Source organism: Mycobacterium sp. (genome assembly GCF_036273375.1).
In the GTDB taxonomy this organism is placed as follows: domain Bacteria; phylum Actinomycetota; class Actinomycetes; order Mycobacteriales; family Mycobacteriaceae; genus Mycobacterium.
The window spans coordinates 24,605-48,558 of sequence record NZ_DASUHS010000006.1; the positions used below are offsets into that span (position 1 = coordinate 24,605).

A 23,954-nucleotide genomic window follows, 5' to 3' on the forward strand; every position below is an offset into this window, starting at 1 on the left:
CGGACTAACTGCGCTTGGCGGCCTTTTTGGCCGCGCCCTTCTTGGCCGGCGCCTTGCGGCTGGTCTTCTTGGCGGGACGCTTCGCCGGACCACGCGCCCGGCGATCGGCCAGCAGTTCCGCGGCGCGCTCGTCGGTGATCGAGGCGACGTCGTCGCCCTTACGCAGGCTGGCGTTCGTCTCACCGTCGGTGACGTACGGCCCGAACCGGCCGTCTTTGATCACCATCGGCTTGCCCGTCGCCGGATCGGCGCCCAGCTCACGCAACGGCGGCGTGGCGGCGCCTTGCCTACCACGGCGTTTGGGTTCGGCGTAGATCTTCAGCGCTTCCTGGAGGGTGATGTCGAACATCTGCTCCTCGGTCGCCAGCGAGCGAGAATCCGTGCCGCGCTTCAAGTATGGGCCGTAGCGGCCGTTCTGCGCGGTGATCTCCTCGCCGGAGGCGGGATCGACGCCGACCACCCGGGGCAGCGAAAGAAGCCGCAGCGCATCCTCGAGCGTGACCGTCTGCAAGTCCATGGTGCGCAGCAGCGAACCGGTGCGAGGCTTGGGACCGGTGGGCTTCTTGCCCTTCTTCGCGGGCGCGGCGCTGCCGTCGTCGTCGTCGGGCGGCGGCTCGGGCAGGACCTCGGAAACGTATGGCCCGTATCGCCCGTCCTTGGCAACGATCTCGTGACCGGTTGCCGGGTCGACCCCGAGCACGCGACCCTCTTGCGGCGTGGCGAACAGTTGCTCGGCCACCTCCAGCGTCAGCTCATCGGGGGTCAGCGAGTCGTTGAGGTTGGCCCGCTGCGGCTTGGGCTCGCCGTCGTCGCCGGTCACCATGCGTTCCAGATACGGCCCGTTCTTGCCCACCCGTACATACACCGGCCGGGCCTGCTCGTCGTCAAAGAGCCTGATGGAGTTGACTTCTCGAGCGTCGATGCCTTCCAGGTTGACGCCGACGAGTTTCTTCAGGCCGCCGGAGCGGGCCACCGAGTCGGCCACCCCGTGCTCGCCGCCGAAGTAGAAGTTGTTGAGCCAGTCGGTGCGTCGTTCCTGTCCCGAGGCGATCGCGTCGAGCTCGTCTTCCATCGCGGCGGTGAAGTCGTAGTCGACCAGGCGGCCGAAATGCTGTTCCAGCAAACCGGTTACGGCGAACGCCACCCATGAGGGCACCAGCGCGCTGCCCTTCTTGTGCACGTAGCCGCGGTCCTGGATGGTCTTGATGATCGACGAGTACGTCGACGGGCGGCCGATGCCCAGCTCCTCGAGAGCCTTGACCAGTGACGCCTCGGTGTAGCGCGCCGGGGGGTTGGTGGCGTGGCCGTCGGGGGTGAGTTCGATGGCGTCCAGCCGCTGGCCCTGGGTCAACTGCGGCAGCCGGCTCTCGGCGTCGTCGGCCTCGCCGCCGGCCAATTCGTCCACCGTCTCCACGTAAGCCTTCAAAAAGCCCGCGAAGGTGATGGTGCGACCGCTGGCCGAGAACACCACCTCTCTTACGGTCTGCGCCCCCCGTGATTGGCCGTTGATCCGCAGGCTCAGTGTGGTGCCGCGCGCGTCGGCCATCTGCGAGGCCACCGTGCGTTGCCAGATCAGCTCGTAGATGCGGAATTCGTCGCCGTCGAGTTCGCGGCGCACCGCGTCCGGAGTCGCGAACGTCTCACCCGCGGGGCGGATCGCCTCGTGGGCCTCCTGGGCGTTCTTGACCTTGCGCGTGTACTGGCGCGGCGACGGGGACACGTATTCGGCGCCGTAGAGCTGGCGGGCCTGGGTGCGCGCGGCGTTGATCGCCGACTCCGACAGCGTCGTGGAGTCGGTACGCATATAGGTGATGTAGCCGTTCTCGTAGAGCCGCTGGGCGATGCTCATCGTGCGCTCGGAGGAGAACCGCAACTTGCGGCCGGCTTCCTGCTGCAGCGTCGAGGTCATGAACGGCGCGTAGGGGCGCCGGGTGTAGGGCTTTTCCTCCACCGACGCGACGTTGAGCTGCGCGCCGCGCAGTCCAGCGGCCAGCTGCGTCGCGCTCGCCTCGTCGAGAATGGTCACCTCGTTGGCCTTGCGCAGCTGCCCCAGCGAGTCGAAGTCGCGGCCGGCGGCCACGCGCAGGCCGTCGACACCGGTCAGGCGGGCGGTGAAGGTGGGCGGCGACGCCTGCGGGTCGGACACGCTCGCATCGAGCTGGGCCACGATGTCCCAGTAGGACGCGCTGCGAAACGCCATGCGGTCGCGTTCGCGCTGCACGATGATCCGGGTGGCCACCGACTGGACCCGGCCCGCCGACAGCTTGGGCGCGACCTTCTTCCACAGCACGGGGCTGACCTCGTAGCCGTACAGGCGGTCCAGGATGCGCCGGGTTTCCTGCGCGTCGACCAGGTCGATGTCCAGGTCTCGCGGATTTTCGGCGGCCTCGAGGATCGCCGGCTCGGTGATCTCGTGGAACACCATCCGCTTCACCGGAATGTTCGGCTTGAGGGTTTCCAGCAGGTGCCAGGCGATGGCTTCGCCCTCGCGGTCACCATCCGTGGCCAGATAGAGCTCGTCGACGTCCTTGAGCAGGCCCTTGAGCTCGGTGACCGTGCTCTTCTTCTCCGGGCTGATGATGTACAGCGGTTCGAAGTCCGCGTCGACGTTGACCCCGAGGCGGGCCCACGGCTCCGACTTGAATTTCGCCGGCACGTCCGCGGCGGCCCGGGGGAGGTCGCGGATGTGGCCGCGCGACGATTCAACGATGTACCTGGAGCCCAGGTAGCTGGCCAATTTGCGCGCCTTGGTGGGCGACTCGACAATGACGAGCCGCCGCCGGCCGCTGCCGGTGTCCTTCAGTTTCGGGTCAGCCAACTGCCCTTACGCTCCATCCCTGATTGGTCCCCCCGCGAGACCACTGCAGGAAGAATGACAGGTCGGCATCGAAAATTCCGGTGAAATTCAGGTACGCGACCGTTCCTTCGCCCTGCGGCATCTGACAATTTCGCACCCTTGGGCGGGCCTGCGCAAACTGACATTCGTGAAAACGACGGAAAGCCGACGCGATTTCGGGCGTTATCTCCTGGCTAGACTCGCGGCCACCGCGATAACGCCTCGGCGCCGTCGGGCGGCTCCCCCACATTCTCTACCAGGCGCGATAGCCTGCGGCGCCCGCTGATCCGCAGCGCCGGCCGACCGCCGCGGGTGCCGATCAGGGTGGGCGCGATCCCGACGCGCATCAAAGCCGACGCCAGCGGCGAGTGCGTGTCCGGCGCGTGGGGATCCAATGCCAGCAGGTAATGCTCGCCCTCGGGGTTTCCGGCCGCCAGCGTCCACGCCCGCAGCTCGCGCGGCCCGGGCAGCCAGCGCGGCGGCACCGTCTTGACCGCACCGCGCGTCCATTCGGTGGCCAGCGTGCTCAATGAGGGGTTCACCGCCGTGCGCACCAACGGAGTGTCCTCGTCGGTTCGGCTGATCTCGGCCACCAGGCCGGCCTCCCGGATCATCTCGGCCAGCGCCGAGGCCCGCCAGGACTGATCCACGACCACCGACAGCCGGGCACCCGCGACGGGATTCTCACCGGTGACACCCACGGTGACGATCTGTCCGGACGCCGCCAGCACCCCGGAAAGATCGGCGACCGCGGGCGGCACCGACTCCGCTGTAAAGAAGGAAAGCTGGCTCACGCCACCGACAGTAGGCCAGGGGGCCCGTCCGCGTCTTGAGGCAACCGGCGCGGCGTCGGGGGTCAGCAGTGATGCGGTCCTGGTCGCGGCAGTAAAAGAGGAAACCCCCCGGCTGGACCCGCTGGGCGGGTCTGCACGGGGGGTATCCGTTCAGGTCTGCTCTGTCTTAGACGGAGCGGACTCCGGTGGCCTGGGGGCCCTTAGGGCTGTGGCCGATCTCGAACTCGACCTTCTGGTTTTCTTCGAGGGTGCGGAAGCCCGAACCCTGGATCTCCGTGTAGTGGACAAACACATCAGCGGAACCGTCTTCGGGGGCAATGAACCCGAAGCCCTTCTCCGCGTTGAACCACTTCACAGTTCCCTGTGGCATCTCTCGATCTTTCCTTTTCTTCTGGGTGCGGGGCATCGCCTTTCGATGCCCCGGGCCTGGTACGACCGCCATACCTCGCTGAGTCGCCGGAACTTCACCCGACCTATTAACCTCGCAGGAACCGCGGCCGCAACGTCGATCCTGCGAAAGTTTGACACGAACACAGAAGCTGCGACCGCAATTAGTCAACCATGTTCATCGCGTTGGCGACAGACTTGTGTCTCCCGCCGATTCGAAGGCCGATTGCGAGGCTGATTGCAAGGCCGATTTCACAATGGATTCACCGAAGGAGTGAGATGGCGAGTTTCGGCAGTGACCTGCTTGCCGCAGCACTCGCCGGAACCGCGTCAGACGAGCATCCGCTGCGCCATGTCACCGAACTGCCACCGCGCAGCGGCCTGCCGCACGATTGGCCGGCCTGGGCCGAGTCCGACGTGGTCAGCGCGTTCGCCGAGCGCGGGATCACATCACCCTGGTCGCATCAGTTCGCGGCCGCGGACCTGGCGTACGCGGGCCGTCACGTGGTGCTCAGCACCGGTACCGCGTCGGGCAAGTCCCTGGCCTATCAGCTTCCGGTCCTCAATGCGTTGGCGACCGATCCGCGCGCCCGGGTGCTCTACCTGTCGCCGACCAAAGCGTTGGGTCATGACCAATTGCGGGCCGCGCACGCGCTCACCGCGGCCATTCCGCGGCTGCATGACGTCGCGCCCACCGCCTACGACGGCGACAGCGCAGGCGACGTCCGGCGCTTCGCGCGGGAACGTTCGCGGTGGTTGTTCTCCAACCCCGACATGGTCCATTTGTCGATCTTGCGCAACCACGCCCGCTGGGCCATCCTGTTGCGCGGTCTGCGATTCGTGATTGTCGACGAATGCCATTACTACCGCGGAGTTTTCGGCTCCAACGTGGCGATGGTGCTGCGCCGCCTGCTGCGGTTGTGCGCCCGCTATTCGTCCTCGCCGACAGTGATCTTCGCCAGCGCGACAACGGATTCACCGGGTGCGACGGCCGCCGAGCTCATCGGGCTGCCGGTCGAGGAAGTCACCGAGGACGGTTCACCCCAGGGCGCCCGGACGGTGGCGTTGTGGGAGCCCGCGCTGCGCGCCGACCTGACCGGTGAGAACGGCGCACCGGTGCGCCGTTCCGCCGGTGCCGAGGCCGCGCGGGTTATGGCCCACTTGATCGCCGAGGGCGCTCAGACGCTCACGTTCGTGCGATCGCGCCGCGCCGCGGAATTGACCGCGCTGGGGGCCCAGGCGAGATTGGATGACATCGCTCCGGAGCTGTCCCCAACCGTGGCGTCGTACCGGGCCGGTTACCTCGCCGAGGACCGCACCGCGCTGGAGCGCGCGCTGGCCGAGGGTCGGTTGCGGGGCCTGGCCACCACTAACGCGCTGGAGCTGGGCGTGGATATAGCCGGACTGGACGCGGTGGTTCTCGCCGGTTTCCCCGGCACGGTCGCCTCGTTCTGGCAGCAGGCCGGCCGGTCCGGGCGGCGCGGGCAGGGCGCGTTGGTGGTGCTGATCGCCCGGGACGATCCGCTAGATACCTATTTGGTGCACAACCCGGCCGCACTGCTGGACAAGCCGGTCGAGCGGGTGGTGATCGACCCGGCCAACCCCTACATCCTGGGTCCGCAGCTGCTGTGCGCGGCAACCGAACTACCGCTGGACGAAGCGGAGGTACGCATTTTCGGCGCCACCGAGGTGGCCGACGGCCTAGTCGATGACGGGCTCCTACGACGGCGCAGCGGCAAGTATTTTCCGGTGCCCGGCCTGGAACCGCATGCCGCCGTGGACATCCGAGGCTCAGCGGGCGGCCAGATCGTCATCGTCGAGGCCGATACCGGAAGGCTGCTGGGCAGCGCCGGCGCCGGGCAGGCGCCGGCCACCGTCCACCCCGGCGCGGTGTATCTGCATCAAGGTGACAGCTATGTGGTGGACTCCCTGGACACCGAGGAAGGCATCGCGTTCGTGCACGCCGAGGATCCCGGTTACGCGACGTTCGCGCGCGAGATCACCGATATAGCCGTCACCGGTCCGGGCGAGCGCTTGACGTTCGGGCCGGTCACGCTGGGTCTGGTGCCCGTCAAGGTCACCCATCAGGTGGTGGGTTATCTGCGTCGCAGGCTCTCCGGCGAGGTGATCGATTTCATCGAATTGGACATGCCGGAACACACCTTGTCCACCATGGCGGTGATGTACACCATCACCGGAGATATGCTGCAGCGCAATGGGATTGAGGAGACGCGGATCCCCGGAGCGTTGCACGCCGCCGAGCATGCGGCAATCGGACTGCTGCCGCTGGTGGCCAGTTGCGATCGTGGGGACATCGGCGGTCTGTCGACCGCCGTCGGGCCCGATCCCCTTGGTTTGCCCAGCGTCTTCGTCTACGACGGCTATCCGGGCGGCGCGGGATTCGCCGAACGCGGCTTTCGCCAGGCCCGCACCTGGCTGGGTGCGACAGCAGCCGCCATCGAAGCATGCGAGTGCCCCCGGGGGTGCCCGTCGTGCGTGCAGTCACCCAAGTGCGGCAACGGCAACGACCCGCTTGATAAGACCGGCGCGGTGCTGGTGCTGAAGCTGGTCCTCGCAGAGTTAGCGCAGGGTCCACGGGGCAGCAAACCCGCGGATGACGACCGACCCCTCGACGGTCGACCCACTGGATTTGTCTTGTGACGCCCACGCCAAGAACGCATTTCCTGCTGCTCAATGGCGGCGTGCTGTCGCACTGATGAGAACGATTAGGTGTGCGCGCCCGCAATCCCGACGATGCGTGCGCAGCAGGAAAAGCTACCAAGGCCGCGACGGCATCGCAAGCACTGCTCACGTCGGCCGACCAGTGTCGGCGTCTAGGGCCTTCGGCGCCGGCGAAACCGCCAGCACTCCTCTAGACCGGTGCGCTCACCGGTAAAATCGCCCGCATGGCCCACGACTGGTTGCTCGTGGAGACACTCGGGGGTGATCCCACCGTTGTGGCGCAGGGCCGCCAACTCAAAAATCTCGTCCCGATCACCACATTCCTGCGCCGCAGCCCCTATCTTGCCGCGGTTCGCACGGCGATCGCCGAATCGGTGCAGACCAGTCAGGCCCTGACCAGCATCACGTCCAAGCGGGACCGCATCATTCGCACCGAGCCGGTGGTGATGTCCGACGGCTTCATCCATGGCGTGCATGTCTGGACCGGCCCCGCCGACGTCGAGCCGCCCGAACGGCCGATCCCGGGGCCGCTGAAGTGGGACCTGACCCTCGGCGTGGCCACCGACACCCGCGAATCACTGGTCAACAGCGGGAAGAATCCCGAGGTCGAAGTCACGTTCGGCAGGGCTTTCGCCGAGGACCTTCCGTCGCGTGAACTCAATCCGAACGAAACCAAGGTGCTGGCCATGGCGGTCAAGGCCAAACCCGACCAAACACTGTGCAGCACTTGGGATCTCACCGACTGGCGGGGCGAGTCGATTCGGATAGGCTTCGTCGCACGCACGATTTTGGAACCGGGACCCGACGGCCGGGAGCACTTGGTGGCGCGGGCGATGAACTGGCAGTCCGAACTGAAGGGCCCGGAGGTTTCGACCGACGTTCTCGCGCAACGAATCCTCAGCGGCCTGGCCCAGGCCGGGGTGCACCGCGCACTGATCGACCTCAACACCTGGGTCTTGCTGAAATGGCTCGACGAGCCCTGCCCCTTCTACGACTGGCGCAGCAGTGAGACGGGCAAGCCCAGGGTCCACCCCGACGACCACGACTTGATGGCCAGCATGACAAGGGAATTCAGCGGGGGTGCCAGCCGGGTGTTGCGGTTGCCCGGGCACGACGGTGATTGGGTGCCGGTGCACGTCACCGTCAACCGGGTGGAACTGGAACCCGATGCATACGCCGGACTGGTGTCCCTGCGGCTGCCCACCGACGACGAGCTGGCCACCGCGGGATTGTCGCCTACCCCCGACGCCGCCCCCTAGTCGGATTCCGCGGTCGTCGGCCCCGCCCGCGCCGCCGCCCTCGCCGCGCCGCCGAAGGCGACCGGCACTTGCGCCGTGACAACGACATCGAGACCGTCGACCGCACAGCGGATGTCGTCGACCCGCATCTGGCGGGCCAGGCGCGCAGCACGGGCGCAGGCCGTATCCGCTCCGGAGCTCAACCGCGCCGCGGCCGCCAAAGCGGCCAGGTCGGCCACCGTCTGGGCGCGGTGCCGTGCCACTACCGCCGAGCCCAGGTACGCGCCGGCGCCGGTCGCCGTCAGCAGCACCACGATCATCCAGGCCGCGACCAGGGTGGCCGAGCCCCGCTCACCGCGACGGCTCGGCCGCCGAGACCGCGTTGGCCGCAATGTCAATGGTGGGCAATAACTTTGAATGCGCGACGACGGTGGCCACCAGAAAATCGCCGTCGCGCCGCAGGTCGACTCGAGCACCACCGGGCGCGAGCCGGCGCGCGGCGGCCACGGCTGAGCGTTGGTCGCCGCGGGCCGCCAGCCGGGCGGCTTCGCGTGCCGCGTCGACGCAGCGCACCTGCATCGACACCGCGGTGACACCGGCCAGGCACAGCACCAGCACCACCACGAGCGCGGCGATGCCCAGCGCCGCCTCGACGGTGCTGGCACCCGCACTGCCGGCTACACCTTGGTGTTGAGCGCACGACCGATGATGTTCGTCAGCGCCGAGACGATCGAATCGCCGGTGACGACCGTGTAGAGCACCGCACCGAAGGCGGCCGCCGCGATGGTGCCGATGGCGTACTCGACCGTCGACATGCCTGACTCGTCGGCCGCCAGGACGACGGCACGTGCAGCGAGTTCGCGAATCATGTTGATCATCAATGTCTTCCTTTCGTTTCACAGCAGGCCCGACTGCAGGACCTCACCGGCCAAGCCGGCCACCACCGGGACGATGCCGACACAGACGAACGCCGGCAGGAAGCACAGACCCAACGGTCCGGCGATCAGTACGCCTGCCCGCTCGGCGGCGGCGTTCGCCGAGTGTGCGGCGTCGTGGCGAGACTCCTCGGCCAACTCGGTGACGCCGCCGGCCAGCGCGGCCCCCGAGGACGCCGAACGCCGGGCCAACCGCAGCAGCGCATCGATCTGCGGGTCCGTCGAGTTCTGCTGGCTGGACGGAATGGACCATGCGACAGCGGGATCGGCGCCAAGCGAGAGCAGGTCGGCGGCACGGCGCAGCACCCTGGCCAGATTCGGCGGCGCGGACGGGGCGGCGGCCGCCGCGGCCGTCGACACGGCCATGCCCGCCCCCAGGCACGCGGCGAGCACGTCCAGACAGGAGGCGACCGCCAGCGGATCCGGGCCGTGCGCCGGTGTTGAGCCCCGCAGCGGTCGACCGCCACGCACCGGTATCGCGGCGCGGCCGCGCACCAGCGAGGGACCAGGACCGATCCACAGCGCCGCGGCCAGCAGCACCGCCGCGAGGTTCATCCGCCGCTCCTCCTCATCGCTTCGCTCGACATCGTCGCCGGCGCGGTTCACGACGCCACCCCATCGGCAATGCGATCCGCCCACAGCAGACCGACACAGGCCAGCGCCGACCCGACGACCAGCAGCCACCCGCCCGCGTGCCCGCCCAGCAAGAAGCCCAGTGGCCGGGCCCCGATCAGTTGCCCCAGCAGCACGCCGAGCACCGGCAGCGCGGCCAGTATCGCCGCGGTTGCCCGCGCACCGGCCATGCTCGAGGACACGCGGGCCGAGAACCGTTGCCGCTCAGCGATATCGCGCTGGGCGGCGCGCATCAGGGTGGCTATCCCCAGCCCGTTGTCGCTGGCCAGCCGCCAGCACAGCGCGAGCCGCTCCCAATGCATGGGCAGCGCCGAGCAGCGGGCCGCGGCGGCCAGTCCGGCCGCGACGTCGGCCCCCAGCCGGGCCCGCGCCGCCACCGAACGCAGCGATACCGCAACCGTGCCGGCGGTGTCGTCGGCGGCGACGCAGAAAGCGCGCACCGGATGCGAGCCGGCCCGTAATTCACCGACTAGCACCTCGAGCGCGGATTGAAGCGCGTGACCCTCAGCCGTGGCGCGCCGGAGGCGCCGTCGTCGCCGATACCGCAGTCCCGCGGTCGCGCCCACGACCGCGACGCACAGGACGGTCGTCAGCGGTAGCGCGATGACGGCGGTGCAGCCGATACCCGCGGCGGCGCAGCACGCCCCACGAAGCCCGACCGTCGGGAGCCGCCGGTGTCGTGACGGCGACAGTCGTCGTCGCGGGGAGGGCCGAACGACGATGAGCGCGAGCGACACCAGCAGCGCGCCGGCCAGTGGGCCGTTCACGCCGGTATCCGGCTGCGCAGCAGGCGCTGCAGGTACGGGGCGGCATCCGTCATGCCCCGATCCGCATGCCACACGGTGACCGCGCGTACCTGGCCTTGATCATGTTGCAGCGCAGCGACTTCGCTGAGGCGCCGCCGGCCGGCGCGGTCGCGCTCGACATGCAGCAGCACCTGCACGGCGGCGGCGAGTTGGCTGTGCAATGCGGCACGATCGAGGCCGCCGAGCGCACCCAATGCCTCGAGGCGGGCGGGAACTTCTCCGGGGTTGTTGGCGTGCACGGTGCCTGCGCCGCCGTCGTGGCCGGTGTTCAGCGCAGCCAGCAGGTCCACCACTTCGGCGCCCCTGACCTCGCCGACCACGATGCGGTCGGGCCGCATCCGCAGCGCCTGCCGGACCAGCTGGCGTACCGGAACCTCGCCGACGCCTTCGATGTTGGCGCACCGGGCAACCAGCTTCACCAGATGCGGGTGCCGCGGCGCCAGCTCCGCGGCATCCTCGACGCAGACGATCCGTTCCGTCGGCGGCACGGCGCCCAGCATCGCGGCGAGCAGTGTCGTCTTGCCGGCCCCGGTGCCTCCGCTGACCAAGAACGCCAGCCGCGCGTCGATGATGTCGGTGACCAATGCGGCGGCCGCGGGCTCGATCGCGCCGGCGGCAATCAGGGCCGCCAACTCCTGACTGGCGGGCCGCAGGACACGCAGCGAAATGCAGGTGCCCGCGGCCGCCACCGGCGGCAACACCGCGTGCAGCCGCACCGCGAACCCGCCGGCGCCGATGCCGGTCAGCTCGCCGTCCACCCAGGGCTGCGCGTCGTCAAGGCGGCGGCCGGCGGCCAGCGCCAACCGCTGCGCCAGCCGTCGCACCGCCGCTTCGTCCGAAAAACGAATCTCGGTGCGCCGCAGGCCGGTGCCGTCGTCGACCCACACGGCGTCGGGTGCGGTGACCAGGACATCGGTGGTCCCGTCCGAGCAGAGCAGCGGATCGAGGATGCCGGCACCGGTGAGCTCGGTCTGCAGTACCCGGAGGTTGGCCAGCACCTCGGTGTCGCCGAGCATCCCACCGGACTCGGCGCGGATCGCGGCGGCCACCACGGCCGGCCCCAACGGTCCGGCCTCGCCGGCCAGTCGCTCGCGGACACGTTCGATCAGCGAACCGCTCACGCCGCCTTGCCGTTCTGTCCCGCCCGCCGCCGCGCACCGGCGGGCGGGAGCACGCCGAGCACTTGGCGCGCCGCCACCGCGAGCGCCGAGCGTCGCCCTAGCCGCAGGGCGCCGCGGTCGACCTGCCCGGCGAGTTGCGGCTGCGCTTTGACCGCCGCCAGCAACGGCAGGCCCGCGATCTCGGCGATCTCGGCCGACCGCAATCCTGCGGGCGACGGGCCGCGCACCACCAGACCGACATTGGGATTCATGGACGCCAGGACCGGAGCCAGCGCGCCGGTCGCCGCGCATGCCCGCACGTCACAGCGGCTGACGACGACCACCAGGTCGGCCGCGTTCAGCGCGGCTTGGGTCGCGTCGGTGAGACGACGGGGAAGGTCGCAGATGACGCTGACCGCGCCGCGCCGGCCGGCGTCGACGACGGCGTGCACCGGCCCGGCGTCCAACTCGTAACCGTGCCGCGTGCCGGACAGCACGCTGACTCCGCGGTGCCGTGGCAGCGCATCGCGGACGGCCGACCAGTTGAGCCGCCCGCCCTGCAACGCCAGATCCGGCCAGCGCAACCCCGGCGCGGTTTCGCCGCCCAGCAACAAGTCGAGGCCGCCACCCCACGGGTCGAGGTCCACCAACAGCGCGTCCGCGGCGGCCTGAGCCAAGGCGACCGCAAGCAGGGAGGCGCCCGCTCCGCCGCAGCCCCCGATGACTGCGACCGCGTGGCCGCGCGACCCGTCGTCGCGCGACGATTCGGCGGCTTCGGCGAGCGCGCGGACCAACTCCGCTTCTTGCTCGGGCAGCCGCAACACGTGCTCGGCGCCGACCCCGACGGCGGCCGCCCACGTCGTCGTCTCCGGTTCGGCCACCGTCAGGACGGTCACCTGATCACGGCGCGGCAGTGCCCATCGCCCGCAGCGCGCCGCCGACCGCGCGTCCAGCACGACTGCCGCGGCCGCCGCCCAACTCTTGCGGCTGACCGGAGACACGTCACTGGTGTGCACCACTCGGACGCCGGCGGCGGCCGCCGCCCGGTCCAGCTCGGCGCGCATGTCGGGCTCCGCCAAAACCGCCAACACACCCGCCGAACCCGCCGCGTCGACTCCGGAGCTGCTAGTCACCCGACCACTGTGCGGTGCCGTGGCCTTGGCACAACAGTCCCAAATGCGGATTTGTGGATAGAGACGCGAGTGTGCACAAACACGTAGCGAGGGGCCGCCGCCAGCGACGACGGGCACACTTTCCCGCAACGCACCGAGCGCCGGGCTTGGGGGCGTGCAGCGAGAACAGCTGACCGTAGAAATGGGACGACCCCCGCCAGGGGGGGAGGAGGCGAGGGTCGTCGTGCATCAGCCCCGGGGGGTCGGGCTGATACACCCTCGGCTCAGGCCGAGTAATGCTTACTATACACATGACAAGCCGTAGTAACGCAAGAGCTCATTTACTGAAAAGACAGCTTGAGCCGCGTAAACACTGCTCCGCAGGCCCCCCGAACCCTGAGCGGCCATTTCGGGTGCGGGGTCGTCGCCTCGCGGGACGGCCGACCTATGCTGGGGCGGTGACCGTCTTCGACCCCACCGCGGAGCAGTCGGCCTCGGAGCAATCAACGGCAACCCCCGCCCCCCACGCCTGCACGGCGGCCTTCTTCGACCTGGACAAGACGATCATCGCCAAGTCCAGCACCCTGGCGTTCAGCAAACCGTTTTTCAACCAGGGCCTGCTCAACCGCCGCGCCGTGCTCAAGTCGAGCTACGCCCAGTTCATCTATCTGCTCTCCGGTGCCGATCATGACCAAATGGATCGGATGCGCGCCCACATGACCAACATGTGCACCGGCTGGGACGTCGAACAGGTCAAGTCGATCGTCAACGAGACGCTGCACGAGATCGTGACTCCGCTGGTGTTCGCCGAAGCCGCCGACCTGATCGCGGCCCACAAGTTGTGCGGGCGTGACGTCGTGGTGGTGTCGGCTTCCGGGGAAGAAATCGTCGCCCCGATCGCACGGGCCCTGGGCGCCACCCACGCGATGGCAACCCGGATGGTCGTCGAGGACGGTCGGTACACCGGCGAGATCGCGTTCTACTGCTACGGCGAGGGCAAGGTGCAAGCGATCCGCGAGCTGGCCGCGCGCGAGGGCTACCCGCTGGAACACTGCTACGCCTACTCGGACTCGATCACCGATCTCCCGATGCTCGAGTCCGTCGGCCACCCCAGCGTCGTGAATCCCGACCGCGGCCTGCGCAGGGAAGCCGTGGAACGCGGGTGGCCCGTCATTTCGTTCTCCCGGCCGGTGTCCTTGCGCGACCGCATCCCGGCGCCATCCGGAGCCGCGATCGCCACGACGGCCGCGGTGGGCATCAGCGCGCTGGCCGCCGGTGCGGTCACGTATTCGTTGTTGCGCCGCTACGCGTTCTGAACCCGGCGGCACGCAACAGCAAACTCGTTAAACGCGCAATCCAAAACGGATTCGGCGCTATTCGCAATTGGGCCTTGCTGTGCTAGAGGTCTAGTAGTACAAAGGAACCACGGAAGCCCGGTGAGGCCTAGATCGATCCGGAAGAGAAGGTTCGTTCTCCCGACCCGGGCGCCCAGCACGGTGCTCGGCACCCACGCGGAGTCATAGCCGCGAAAATGGCAGAAGCGTTGCGGGCCTGCGAAATTGCGAAATGCGGAAGGTGTCGACGGCCCTTTGGGTGGGGTTGCAACCATAAGCGTCGTGAGATCGCCGAGGCCAACCCACGCAGCCCCGAGATGCACGCTTGGTAACCGAGTCCCGTGCTAGCGGGCGGCGGACCGATCATTCGGAACGTCGCCCGCTCTGCATTTTGCGGCCGTGTTTCCGGGGACGTCTTCCCGGGCGTCGGCCACCGCTTCAGCTATCGGCTCGACATCGAGTCGGCGATCGACACAGCTTCTTGCGCACCGGCTTTCATCGCACGGCAACACAGCACCAGCCAGGCTCCCACACCCTCCGGCGTGCCTGCGGCGAATTTCTGCGCGGCGTCGCGATACGCGGCGGGTTGGCGCATCCAACTGACCTCCGGCACACCCAGCCCGTGTGGGTCCAGGCCGCTGGCGATGGTCACCAATCTCGCCACCGCGCGAGCCACCACACCGTCAGAGCTGCCGAATGGCTTGAGCGTCAGCAGTTCGCCGTGGGTGACCGCGGCGAGCACCGGCGCCGGCACCCGGGTGCGTCCGTTCACCAAGTCCGCCAACAACTCCAGTCGCGGCCCCACGCCGGCATCGGCACGCGGGCGGCCCAACCGCTCGTCGTCGACCTGTTCCGCCGCCGCCAGCACATGCAGACGGGCCAGCGCCTGCAGCGGTGCGCGTCGCCAGATGGCCACGACGGGGCCCTCACCGCCCTCGAGCGCCTGGGCCACCCGAAGCGCGCCCGCGAACACCGGATCACTGATCTGCCCGGCATCGGCGAGATCCTCCAGCCGAACGGGGCCACCATCCAGCACCGACGACGCGCGCGCCGCCCGCAGCGCCGCCTCGGCGGCGGTCACCGGCCACCCTCGCAGGTTGGCGCGGTGGCGGTGGGCACGCCCCAACGCGTCGCGGGCACGGTCGCTGGCCTCGGCGACGCCGGGCAGTTCCATCAGGGGGGCCAGCGGGTCAGCTGTCACAAGTTCACAACCTATCCCCGTCGGGTTCCGGTGCATGCGGGATGGCGTCCAGCAACTGCCGGGTGTATTCGTGCTCGGGGTCGGTGAACAGGCGCTCGGTGGGCGCGTGTTCCACCACGCGGCCCGCCCGCATCACCAGCACGTCGTCGGCGATCTGCCCTATCACCGCCAGGTCGTGGCTGATGAACAGGTAGGCCAAGCCGAGTTCGGCCTGCAGCTCGGCCAGCAGGTCGAGTATTTGCGCCTGCACCAAGACGTCGAGCGCCGACACCGCCTCGTCGCAGACCAGCACCTCGGGACGCAATGCCAGCGCCCGCGCGATCGCGACCCGCTGGCGTTGGCCGCCCGACAGCTCGCGTGGCAACCTGCTCAGCACCGACGACGGCAGCGCCACCTGGTCGACGAGCTCGCGCACGGCTTTTTCGCGGTCCCTGCGGTCTCCGACTCGATGAATGCGCAGCGGTTCCTCGATGGCGCGAAACACCGAGTACATCGGATCCAGGCTGCTGTAGGGGTTTTGGAACACCGGCTGTACGCGCCTGCGAAAAGCCAGCATCGCGTCCCGGCCCATCACGTCGGAGATCCGCGTGCCATCGAAAACGACTGTGCCTGAGGTGGGTTGGAGCAGACCCAGCGCCATGCGGGCCACCGTCGACTTTCCGGAGCCGGATTCACCGACAATGGCCAGGGTGCGGGCCCGCTGCAGCCGGAACGACACCGAGTCGACGGCGCGAAACTCGCCACGCCGCCACGGTGCGCCGTGCGAATCCCGGTAGACCTTGGTGAGATCCGACGCGACGAGGAGGTCGTCGGTCCGGGTGGCCGCCGGCCGACTCCTGCGCGCCAGTGACGGAGCCGCGGCCACCAACCGCTGGGTGTACTCATGCTGTGGGTCTCGCAGAATGGTCGGTGCGGCACCGGATTCCACCACGACGCCGCGGTGGACGACTACGACCCGCTCCGCCCGTTCGGCGGCCAGCGCCAGATCGTGAGTGATCAGCAACAGCGCGGTGCCCAGTTCGTCGGTGAGGTGCGAGAGGTGGTCGAGCACCTGCCGCTGCACCGTGACATCGAGGGCCGACGTCGGTTCGTCGGCGATCAGCAGCTGCGGGCGGCCCGCCAGCCCGATGGCGATCAGCGCGCGCTGGCACATGCCCCCAGACAATTGGTGCGGATACTTGACTGCCTGCTTCACCGGATCCGGCATGCCGGCCTGGGCGAGCAGCTCCACCGCCCGGCGCCTGTCGCGGCGGCCATCGGTGTTGGCACGCAACGCTTCTGAGATCTGAAAGCCGACCTTCCAGACGGGGTTGAGGTTGGTCATCGGGTCTTGAGGCACATAACCGATGCGACGCCCTCGGATCGACCGCAGCAGCCGGCGATCGGCGGAGGTGATGTCGAGGCCGTCAAAAGTGATGCGGCCAGCAGTGATTCGACCTCCCGGGGGCAGCAGCCCGAGGATCGCGGCAGCAGTGGTGGACTTCCCGGATCCCGACTCGCCGACCACGGCGACGGTCTCGCCGCGCAGGACGCTCAGATCCACTCCGGCCACCGCGGGGGTGTGGTCGCCGAACCTGACTTCCAGGCCCTCAACCGTCAACAGTGGCTCACCGGTGGTCATGGGCGCCACTCTCCCCCGCAAGCGGGAGGTGCCCCCACCTCATCACGTCGCTCTGCATCGTCGCGGGCGCGGGTCATGCCCGCCTCGCACGCGAGGCCGGATCCAGGGCGTCGCGCAGGGCGTCGCCCATTATCATGAACGCCAGTACCGTCGTCGCCAGTGCACCGGCGGGATAGAACAAGATGGGCGAACCGGCCCGCAGCCGTGTCTGGGCGAGGTTGATGTCGCCACCCCAGGACACAACCGAGGTGGGCAGCCCGACCCCGAGGTAGGACAGCGTGGCCTCGGTGACAATGAAGGCCCCCAACGCAATCGTGGACATCGCGATCACCGGCCCCACCGCGTTGGGCAGTGCGTGACGCAGCAGCGTTTGAAACCTGCTCAGCCCCAACGCTTTGGCCGCGAGTACATATTCGCTGCTGCGCACCTCCAGCACCGCGCCGCGAGCGATCCTGGCTATCTGCGGCCAACCGAACAAGGCCAGGATGGCGATCACCGTCCATACCGTGCGATGGTGCAGAACCTGCATGAGGACGATCGCCGCCAGCAGCAGCGGCAGCCCGAAAAAGATGTCGGTGACGCGGGAGACGACGGCGTCGAGCCAGCCTCCGTAAAAGCCGGCCAACGCGCCCAGCGCCCCGCCGACGAAGAAGACCAGCAGAGTCGCGCCCAACCCGACCGTCACCGACGCTCGCGCCCCATAGACGGTGCGCGTGTAGATGTCGTGGCCCTGCAGGTCGGTGCCGAACCAGTGCGCCGCCGAAGGGCTGCGCAGGCTTTGGCTCGGATCGGCATAGCTGGGGTCGGCGTGGGCGAACAGCGAGGGATACAGCGCGACAAGGAGGATGAGGAGGATCAGCACGGCGGCGACAACGAACTTCGGACGGCGGTGCAGCTTCCGCCAGGTCTCGCCCCAAAAGCCAGAATGCTCAGCCATAGCGGATCCTCGGGTCCAGGGCCGCATAGAGCAGATCCACCACCAGGTTGGTGACCAGATAGATCAGGACCAGCACCGTTACGATCGACACCACGGTCGGCGCTTCCTGCCGGGTGACCGCCTGGTAGAGCACGCCGCCGACACCATGAATGTTGAAAATGCCTTCGGTCACAATGGCTCCGCCCATCAGCGCACCCAGGTCGGCGCCCAGGAATGTCACGACCGGGATCAGCGAGTTGCGCAGAATGTGCACGGTCACAACCCGCGGCCGCGACAACCCCTTGGCGGTGGCGGTGCGGACATAGTCGGTGTGCGCGTTGGCGGCCACAGCGGATCGGGTCAACCGTACGACGTAGGCGAATGAGACTGACCCCAAGACGATTCCGGGCAGCAGCAAGCGCGCGAATGTCGCCCGTTCGCCGACGGTGACCGGCGCGATGCCCAGCTTGACCCCGAACAGGAACTGGGCCAGAAAGCCCAGCACGAAGATCGGGATTGCGATGATGACCAGCCCGGCGATCAGCACCGTGGCATCGAAGAGTCCCCCCTGGCGCAGCCCGGAAATCACGCCGAACCCGATGCCCAGCACCGCTTCTACGGCCAAAGCGATCAACGCGAGCCGGATCGTGACCGGAAACGCATGTGCCAGAACGGCGCTGACCGGCAACCCGGAATAGGAGCGGCCCAGATCGCCGTGCAGGACGCCACCCAGGTAGCGCAAATATTGCAGGGTGAACGGATCGTCGAGGTGATAGCGCGCCCGAAGCGCGGCGGCCACGGCCGGCGTCAGCGGCCGGTCCCCGGCGATGGCGGCCAGGGGGTCGCCGGGCAGCAGGAACACCATGCCGTAGATCAGTAAGGTGGCGCCCAGGAAGACGGGCACCATGACGGCGATCCTGCGTGCGATATACCAGCCCATGTCTTAACCCTTGACGAGATTCTCGTAGTCGGGCAGCCCGTTCCAAGTGACCTTGACCGCGCTGATTTCCGGCGACCACCCGACCACGGCGATGTAATACCACAGCGGCACGGCAGGCATGTCGTGCAACAGGATTCGTTGCGCGACGTTGACGAGCACGTCGGCCTGTCGTAGGTCGGGAGCCGCCTCGGCGGCAGCCAGGCCGGCGTCGAATTCGCGGCTGGAGTATCCGACGTCATTGGATCCCGCACCGGTGGCGTACAGCGGAGCGAGGAACTCGATCATCGACGGGTAGTCGCCGATCCAGCCGGCCCGGAACGCGGTGTCGATCGTGCGGTTGGTGATCTGGGTGCGAAACCCTGCGAAGGTGGGCTGCGGCGCGCCGACGGCGTCGATGCCCAGCACGTTTTTGATGCTGTTGGCCACTGCGTCCACCCACTCCTGATGGCCGCTGTCGGCGTTATAGGAGATGGCGTACCGTCCGCTCCACGGCGAGATCGCGTTGGCTTGGGCCCAGAGTTGGCGCGCCCGTTCGGGGTTGAAGTCCAACGCTTCACTGCCCGGAATGTTCGGGTCGAATCCCGGCAACGAGCTGGCGGTGAAGTCGCGGGCCGGGCTGCGGGTGTTGTTGAAGATCTGCTGACATATCTGGGGGCGATTGATCGACGCGGACAACGCCAGCCGGCGCAGTCGGCCTTCCTCGCCGCCGAAATGCGGAAGGCGCAGCGGCGTGTCGAGCGATTGGCTGACGGCGACAGGTCCGCTGGCGGCGTTGCCGCCCAGGTCGCGCTGGTAGATCGTCAACGCGCTGGACGGAATCGTATCCAGGACATCGAGATTGCCCGAAAGTAGGTCGGCGTAGGCGGTGTCCAGGTTTGCGTAGAACTCGAACCTCAGGCCCTTGTTGCGGGGTTGGCGGTTGCCGTGATAATTCAGGTTGGGCCGCAGGTCAATTCGGACGTTGTGCTCCCACGCGGGCCCGTCGGGGCCGTTGGCGAGTTTGTACGGGCCATTACCGATCGGGTGCTGCCCGAAAGAGCTCATGTCCCGAAAAGCCGCCTGCGGCAGGGGGTAGAACGCGCTATGCCCCAACCGCAACTTGAAGTCGATGGTGGGTGCCTTCAGCCGGACGGTGAACTCCTGGTCGTTGATCACCTGTAGGCCGGACATGGTGGTGGCCCTTGATTTGCCGTCGGCGGTTAGCCCGGCGACGGCGTCGAAACCGTCGATAGGGCTAAAAAAGCTCTGCTGCAGTTGGGCATTGGAGCTCAGCGCCCCGTAGTTCCAAGCGTCGACGAAGGAATGGGCCGTCACCGGCGAGCCGTCGGTGAACTTCCAACCGGGTTTGAGGATGATCCGGTAGTTGACGTTGTCGGTGGTATCGACCGACTGGGCCACCTCCGGTGACGGATTGCCGGCGGCGTCGTAGGACATCAGCCCGGCGAATAGCCGGTCGAGGATCCGCCCGCCCAAGCTGTCGTTGGTGCCGGTGGGAATCAGGGGGTTCGGCGGTTCCCCGCCGTTGACCACCACCAGATCCGGACTAAGGACGCCGCCACCGCATCCGGCCAGCGACGCGGCCGCCAGCATCGCGGCGGCAATCGGAGCCACCAAGGCCACCGGGATCCGCATCCGACGCATGACACCCGACCCTAGGGCCTGCGATCGCGGCGGCTGCGGAACCTACCCCTGCTCAAAGCCGACTGACGCCGCTCAGGCCGCGGTGATCGGGTGCACCTGCAGCGCACAGGCCTCGATGGTGGCCGACACGGTCACCACGTTGGCGGTGTCCGGCGGATTGATGACCAAGTCCGTATAGGGTCAGCGCGCGGTGGCCCGCGGCGCCCTCGGCGCGCGATGCGGTTACCGCTATCTGATCCGACCAGCAACGCGTCCGCGCGTCGGCGTTGTCAGCAGGCATGGCCGATGCGGGCCACCCCAGCATGGTGGCGGCTGCGTAAGTCGTTGCGGCCGCGGCAAAGCTAGAAATTAGCCGGCGGATGCCCCGCCCATGACTCGGCACCTGGGTGATTGTCCGGCTTCAAGACACACTTTGGCCCTGGATTCGCGCGCAGGGCTAGCACTCGCACAGCTACGCCGCGCCCGGCTAGGCTCGCAGTCGGCCCAAAGCGCGAGGCCGCGAACGGCACAGTCTCGACACAGGAGAGAAGCCAGTGACCGCCACCAATACCTCAGGCCCGTCGTCGTATCCGCCGCCGGCGCAATTCGCTGAACAGGCCAATGCGGGCGAGGAACTGTACCGCGAAGCCGAGCAGGATCGGCTGGCCTTCTGGACCGAGCAAGCCAATCGGCTGTCGTGGGCGACGCCGTTCACCGAGGTGCTGGACTGGTCCGAAGCGCCGTTCGCCAAGTGGTTCGCCGACGGCAAGCTCAACGTCGCCTACAACTGCGTGGACCGCCACGTGGAGGCCGGGCATGGGGATCGGGTCGCCATCCATTGGGAGGGCGAGCCCGTCGGCGATCAGCGCAGCCTGACCTACTCCGATCTGCACTCCGAGGTCTGCAAGGCCGCCAACGCGCTGACCGATCTCGGTCTGGTGGCCGGTGACCGGGTCGCGATCTACCTGCCGCTGATCCCCGAAGCGGTGATCGCGATGCTGGCCTGCGCGCGGCTGGGTCTCATGCACAGCGTGGTGTTCGCCGGCTTCACCGCCAAGGCGCTGGCGGCCCGGATCGCCGACGCGCAGGCCAAGCTGCTGATCACCAGCGACGGCCAGTTCCGCCGCGGCAAGCCGGCGCCGTTGAAGGACGCGGCCGACGAGGCCGTCGAGGACGCCGACAGCCCCGTCAAGCACGTACTTGTGGTGCGGCGCAGCGGAATTGACGTGTCCTGGAACGACGACCGTGACCTGTGGTGGCACGATGTCGTCGACGCCGCCTCCGCCGAACACACCCCGGAACCCTTCGATGCCGAGCAGCCGCTGTTCCTGCTGTACACCTCGGGAACCACCGGCAAGCCCAAGGGCATCGTGCATACCAGCGGCGGCTATCTGACCCACGCCGCCTACACGCAGTACTACGTCTTCGACATCAAGGCCGAAACCGACGTCTTCTGGTGCACCGCCGACATCGGCTGGGTCACCGGACACACCTACGGCGTGTACGGTCCACTGGCCAACGGGGTCACCGAGATCCTCTACGAGGGCACGCCCGACTCACCCAACCAGCACCGGCATTTCGAGATCATCGAAAAGTACGGCGCGACAATCTATTACACCGCACCAACATTGATTCGCACGTTCATGAAGTGGGGACGCGAGATCCCCGACGCGCACGACCTGTCCAGCCTGAGGCTGCTGGGTTCGGTCGGCGAGCCGATCAACCCCGAGGCGTGGCGCTGGTACCGCAAGGTGATCGGCTCCGACCGCCTTCCCATCGTCGACACCTGGTGGCAGACCGAGACGGGCGCCACCATGATCTCCCCGTTGCCCGGAGTCGCTGCGACCAAACCGGGTTCGGCGATGAGGGCGCTGCCGGGCATCTCGGCGAAGATCGTCGACGACCACGGCGATCAACTGGTGCCGGGCATCCACAAGGGCGAGCACGTCACCGGCTACCTGGTGTTGGATCAGCCGTGGCCGTCAATGCTGCGCGGCATCTGGGGCGATCCCGAGCGATACCTCGAGACCTACTGGTCCCGATTCGCCGAGCAGCGCTGGTACTTCGCCGGCGACAGCGCCTATTACGACCGCGACGGCGCCATCTGGGTGGTGGGCCGCATCGACGACGTGATGAATGTGTCGGGGCACCGGCTGTCCACCGCCGAGGTGGAGTCGGCGCTGGTCGGCCACGCTTCGGTGGCCGAGGCCGCGGTGGTCGGGGCGACCGATGAGACGACCGGCCAGGCCATCTGCGCGTTCGTCGTCCTGCGTGGCGATTACCAGGTGCACGACGGGATCGTCGACGAGTTGCGCGTCGAGGTGGCCCGGGAGATCTCACCCATCGCCCGCCCGCGCGAGGTTCACGTGGTACCCGAGCTACCCAAGACCCGCAGCGGCAAGATCATGCGCAGGCTGTTGCGGGACATCGCCGAAAACCGCGAACTGGGCGACACCTCCACGCTGCTGGATCCCGGCGTGTTCGACGCGATCAGGGCGGCAAAGTAGTCGCTGCCGGTCAGCCCGGCAGCGGGCTGAACCCCGCACCGGGCCGATGTTTGGCGTTGATGTCGCCCAGGATCGCGTTGAACGATTGGACCACGGCCGGCGTGTGCAGCGGAATGTACTTGATGACGCAGGTCGGCAAGTTGTCGCTGAACGCTCCGTGGATCATCCCGACCAACTGATTGTTGACGGTGACCGGCGCGCCGGAGTCGCCTGGTTGACCACAGACCTGCATGACGATGGTGCCCGGCGCCTGACCCATGCCCCAGGTGACGCCGCACGAATTGCCGGTCGTGCGGCCCTGTTTGCAAGCGATCTCGCCGAAGGCGGGGTCCGGGCCGATGCCACTGATCAAGAAGCCGTTGAAGTTGGCCACCGGCGTCACTTTGGCCGGGTCGAACTTGATCACCGCGTAGTCGAGGTTGTCGTTACCCGCCACCATGGTGCCCAATACGCCCGCGTTCTCCGCGCCCTCGGCGGTGACCTGGGCTCCCGGGCCGCCACAGTGCGCGGAGGTGAAGCCGATCAGCTCACCGGCGGCATCGCCGCCGATGGTCGTCAGGGTGCACATGGTGTCGCCGTTGACGACGATGCCCGCACCGCCACCCATCGGGATGCGGACGTCAGCGGCAGCGGCGCGGGCAAACGAACCCGCGGCGGCCACGAGCAGGACAACCATTGCCACTAAGAAGCATCGGTGCGCCCTCCGCACAGCCCCACTCCCATCGGTAGGCCGAACATCACGACCGGCTTGGCCGAGTGTAATCGGCCGGGATGTGATGTTCGCTCTGAAGAAGCCGCGTTGGCCCCGCGGCGTCGCCGACCGACCTCTGGCCGAAGCGAACTGGCCGTCGGGCGCCCAAACCTGCGGTGTAGTGCTCGGCTGGCCTCGTCTGGCTTCTCCTGTCCAGGCGCCACATGGCAACATAAGCGGCGACGACAGCGAGCCGGGCGATGACGAAAGAGGACCGTCTGTGAGCAAAGCCGATGGCAAGAACGGTGTGCCCAGCACCCTGACCACGATTCCGTTGACTGACCCGCATGCCAAACCGGCCGAGCCGTCGATCGGTGATCTGATCAAAGACGCGACCGCCCAGGTGTCCACGCTGGTGCGCGCCGAGGTCGAACTGGCGCGCGCCGAAATTACCAGGGACGTCAAAAAAGGTCTCACGGGAAGCGTCTTCTTCATCGCCGCGCTGGTGGTGCTGTTTTACTCCACCTTCTTTCTCTTCTTCTTCATCGCAGAGCTACTCGACACCTGGCTGTGGCGCTGGGCGGCGTATCTGATCGTGTTC

At 68.0% G+C, this 23,954-nt stretch carries 21 protein-coding genes; 5 read left to right on the forward strand and 16 right to left on the reverse strand.

Features of this window, described 5'->3' with window-relative positions; all coding sequences use genetic code 11:
• Positions 1-4 precede the first annotated feature (4 nt).
• The 3 genes from topA to cspA form a co-directional block, all read right to left on the reverse strand.
• A complete protein-coding gene (gene topA / locus VFW69_RS00740; RefSeq protein WP_526497136.1) occupies positions 5-2,818 on the reverse strand; it encodes a type I DNA topoisomerase in 2,814 nt (937 codons plus the stop codon).
• Positions 2,819-3,030: 212 nt separating this feature from the next.
• Positions 3,031-3,630 (reverse strand): hypothetical protein, encoded by a 600-nt coding sequence (locus VFW69_RS00745; protein ID WP_526497138.1) that lies wholly within the window; start codon positions 3,628-3,630, stop codon positions 3,031-3,033.
• 166 nt (positions 3,631-3,796) lie between these two features.
• Positions 3,797-4,000 carry a cold shock protein CspA gene (gene cspA, locus VFW69_RS00750; RefSeq protein ID WP_007166602.1) on the reverse strand — a complete coding sequence of 68 codons (204 nt, stop codon included), beginning with the start codon at positions 3,998-4,000 and terminating at the stop codon, positions 3,797-3,799.
• Positions 4,001-4,296: 296 nt separating this feature from the next.
• Between cspA and sftH the strand changes: the two genes are divergently transcribed.
• Together sftH and VFW69_RS00760 are read left to right on the forward strand one after the other, a co-directional pair.
• The gene (gene sftH, locus VFW69_RS00755) at positions 4,297-6,678 is read left to right on the forward strand and encodes a DNA 3'-5' helicase SftH (RefSeq protein ID WP_526497144.1); all 2,382 of its coding nucleotides are present in this window, start codon (positions 4,297-4,299) and stop codon (positions 6,676-6,678) included.
• A gap of 245 nt (positions 6,679-6,923) precedes the next feature.
• Positions 6,924-7,958, forward strand: coding sequence for a PAS domain-containing protein (locus VFW69_RS00760; protein ID WP_526497146.1), 1,035 nt, complete (start codon positions 6,924-6,926; stop codon positions 7,956-7,958).
• Here the strand turns inward: VFW69_RS00760 and VFW69_RS00765 are convergent.
• The 7 genes from VFW69_RS00765 to ssd are packed head-to-tail and all read right to left on the reverse strand — an operon-like array spanning position 7,955 to position 12,502.
• Positions 7,955-8,257, reverse strand: a complete 303-nt coding sequence (locus VFW69_RS00765; protein ID WP_526497174.1) for an Rv3654c family TadE-like protein — start codon at positions 8,255-8,257, stop codon at positions 7,955-7,957. The two genes, VFW69_RS00760 and VFW69_RS00765, sit on opposite strands and share 4 nt — an antisense overlap.
• Positions 8,258-8,288: 31 nt before the next feature.
• Positions 8,289-8,579 carry a TadE family type IV pilus minor pilin gene (locus tag VFW69_RS00770; protein WP_526497176.1) on the reverse strand — a complete coding sequence of 97 codons (291 nt, stop codon included), beginning with the start codon at positions 8,577-8,579 and terminating at the stop codon, positions 8,289-8,291.
• Positions 8,580-8,614: 35 nt separating this feature from the next.
• Positions 8,615-8,815: a DUF4244 domain-containing protein gene (locus tag VFW69_RS00775; protein WP_526497148.1), complete on the reverse strand. Its 201-nt coding sequence runs from the start codon at positions 8,813-8,815 to the stop codon at positions 8,615-8,617.
• Between the two features lie 18 nt (positions 8,816-8,833).
• A complete protein-coding gene (locus VFW69_RS00780) occupies positions 8,834-9,427 on the reverse strand; it encodes a type II secretion system F family protein (RefSeq protein WP_526497178.1) in 594 nt (197 codons plus the stop codon).
• Positions 9,428-9,474: 47 nt separating this feature from the next.
• A complete protein-coding gene (locus tag VFW69_RS00785) occupies positions 9,475-10,272 on the reverse strand; it encodes a type II secretion system F family protein (RefSeq protein ID WP_526497150.1) in 798 nt (265 codons plus the stop codon).
• A complete protein-coding gene (locus tag VFW69_RS00790) occupies positions 10,269-11,432 on the reverse strand; it encodes a TadA family conjugal transfer-associated ATPase (RefSeq protein ID WP_526497152.1) in 1,164 nt (387 codons plus the stop codon). The genes VFW69_RS00785 and VFW69_RS00790 overlap by 4 nt, the downstream gene beginning before the upstream one ends.
• Positions 11,429-12,502, reverse strand: coding sequence for a septum site-determining protein Ssd (ssd, locus tag VFW69_RS00795; protein ID WP_526497180.1), 1,074 nt, complete (start codon positions 12,500-12,502; stop codon positions 11,429-11,431). The genes VFW69_RS00790 and ssd overlap by 4 nt, the downstream gene beginning before the upstream one ends.
• 479 nt (positions 12,503-12,981) lie before the next feature.
• Between ssd and VFW69_RS00800 the strand changes: the two genes are divergently transcribed.
• Positions 12,982-13,839: an HAD-IB family hydrolase gene (locus VFW69_RS00800; protein ID WP_526497154.1), complete on the forward strand. Its 858-nt coding sequence runs from the start codon at positions 12,982-12,984 to the stop codon at positions 13,837-13,839.
• Between the two features lie 460 nt (positions 13,840-14,299).
• On the opposite strand, the gene VFW69_RS00805 is transcribed toward VFW69_RS00800, so the two are convergent.
• The 5 genes from VFW69_RS00805 to VFW69_RS00825 form a co-directional block, all read right to left on the reverse strand.
• Positions 14,300-15,058 carry an oxidoreductase gene (locus VFW69_RS00805; protein WP_526497156.1) on the reverse strand — a complete coding sequence of 253 codons (759 nt, stop codon included), beginning with the start codon at positions 15,056-15,058 and terminating at the stop codon, positions 14,300-14,302.
• A gap of 4 nt (positions 15,059-15,062) precedes the next feature.
• Entirely contained in the window at positions 15,063-16,679 is a 1,617-nt protein-coding gene (locus VFW69_RS00810; RefSeq protein ID WP_526497158.1) for a dipeptide ABC transporter ATP-binding protein, read from the reverse strand.
• Between the two features lie 73 nt (positions 16,680-16,752).
• On the reverse strand, positions 16,753-17,616 hold the full coding sequence (locus tag VFW69_RS00815) for an ABC transporter permease (RefSeq protein WP_526497160.1): 864 nt from the start codon (positions 17,614-17,616) through the stop codon (positions 16,753-16,755).
• Positions 17,609-18,535: an ABC transporter permease gene (locus tag VFW69_RS00820; RefSeq protein ID WP_526497162.1), complete on the reverse strand. Its 927-nt coding sequence runs from the start codon at positions 18,533-18,535 to the stop codon at positions 17,609-17,611. Before VFW69_RS00820 ends, VFW69_RS00815 begins: the two co-directional genes overlap by 8 nt.
• A gap of 3 nt (positions 18,536-18,538) precedes the next feature.
• Complete coding sequence (locus VFW69_RS00825; RefSeq protein WP_526497164.1) at positions 18,539-20,176, reverse strand: peptide ABC transporter substrate-binding protein; 1,638 nt, start codon at positions 20,174-20,176, stop codon at positions 18,539-18,541.
• A gap of 533 nt (positions 20,177-20,709) precedes the next feature.
• Here VFW69_RS00825 and acs point away from each other — a divergent pair.
• Positions 20,710-22,662 carry an acetate--CoA ligase gene (gene acs, locus VFW69_RS00830; protein WP_526497166.1) on the forward strand — a complete coding sequence of 651 codons (1,953 nt, stop codon included), beginning with the start codon at positions 20,710-20,712 and terminating at the stop codon, positions 22,660-22,662.
• Positions 22,663-22,672: 10 nt separating this feature from the next.
• Here acs and VFW69_RS00835 read toward each other — a convergent pair whose 3' ends face one another.
• Positions 22,673-23,371 carry a chymotrypsin family serine protease gene (locus tag VFW69_RS00835; RefSeq protein WP_526497168.1) on the reverse strand — a complete coding sequence of 233 codons (699 nt, stop codon included), beginning with the start codon at positions 23,369-23,371 and terminating at the stop codon, positions 22,673-22,675.
• Positions 23,372-23,435: 64 nt separating this feature from the next.
• On the opposite strand from VFW69_RS00835, the gene VFW69_RS00840 reads away from it, so the two are divergent.
• The coding region (locus tag VFW69_RS00840) for a phage holin family protein (protein WP_526497170.1) at positions 23,436-23,954 on the forward strand (519 nt) is incomplete at its 3' end.

Coding starts and splice junctions, on each gene's coding strand:
- cspA (WP_007166602.1), bottom strand. CDS start 4,000: ATGCCACAGGGAACTGTGAAGTGGTTCAACGCGGAGAAGGGCTTCGGG.
- sftH (WP_526497144.1), top strand. CDS start 4,297: ATGGCGAGTTTCGGCAGTGACCTGCTTGCCGCAGCACTCGCCGGAACC.
- VFW69_RS00760 (WP_526497146.1), top strand. CDS start 6,924: ATGGCCCACGACTGGTTGCTCGTGGAGACACTCGGGGGTGATCCCACC.
- VFW69_RS00765 (WP_526497174.1), bottom strand. CDS start 8,257: ATGATCGTGGTGCTGCTGACGGCGACCGGCGCCGGCGCGTACCTGGGC.
- VFW69_RS00775 (WP_526497148.1), bottom strand. CDS start 8,815: ATGATCAACATGATTCGCGAACTCGCTGCACGTGCCGTCGTCCTGGCG.
- VFW69_RS00780 (WP_526497178.1), bottom strand. CDS start 9,427: ATGAACCTCGCGGCGGTGCTGCTGGCCGCGGCGCTGTGGATCGGTCCT.
- VFW69_RS00810 (WP_526497158.1), bottom strand. CDS start 16,679: ATGACCACCGGTGAGCCACTGTTGACGGTTGAGGGCCTGGAAGTCAGG.
- VFW69_RS00815 (WP_526497160.1), bottom strand. CDS start 17,616: ATGGCTGAGCATTCTGGCTTTTGGGGCGAGACCTGGCGGAAGCTGCAC.
- VFW69_RS00820 (WP_526497162.1), bottom strand. CDS start 18,535: ATGGGCTGGTATATCGCACGCAGGATCGCCGTCATGGTGCCCGTCTTC.
- VFW69_RS00825 (WP_526497164.1), bottom strand. CDS start 20,176: ATGCGTCGGATGCGGATCCCGGTGGCCTTGGTGGCTCCGATTGCCGCC.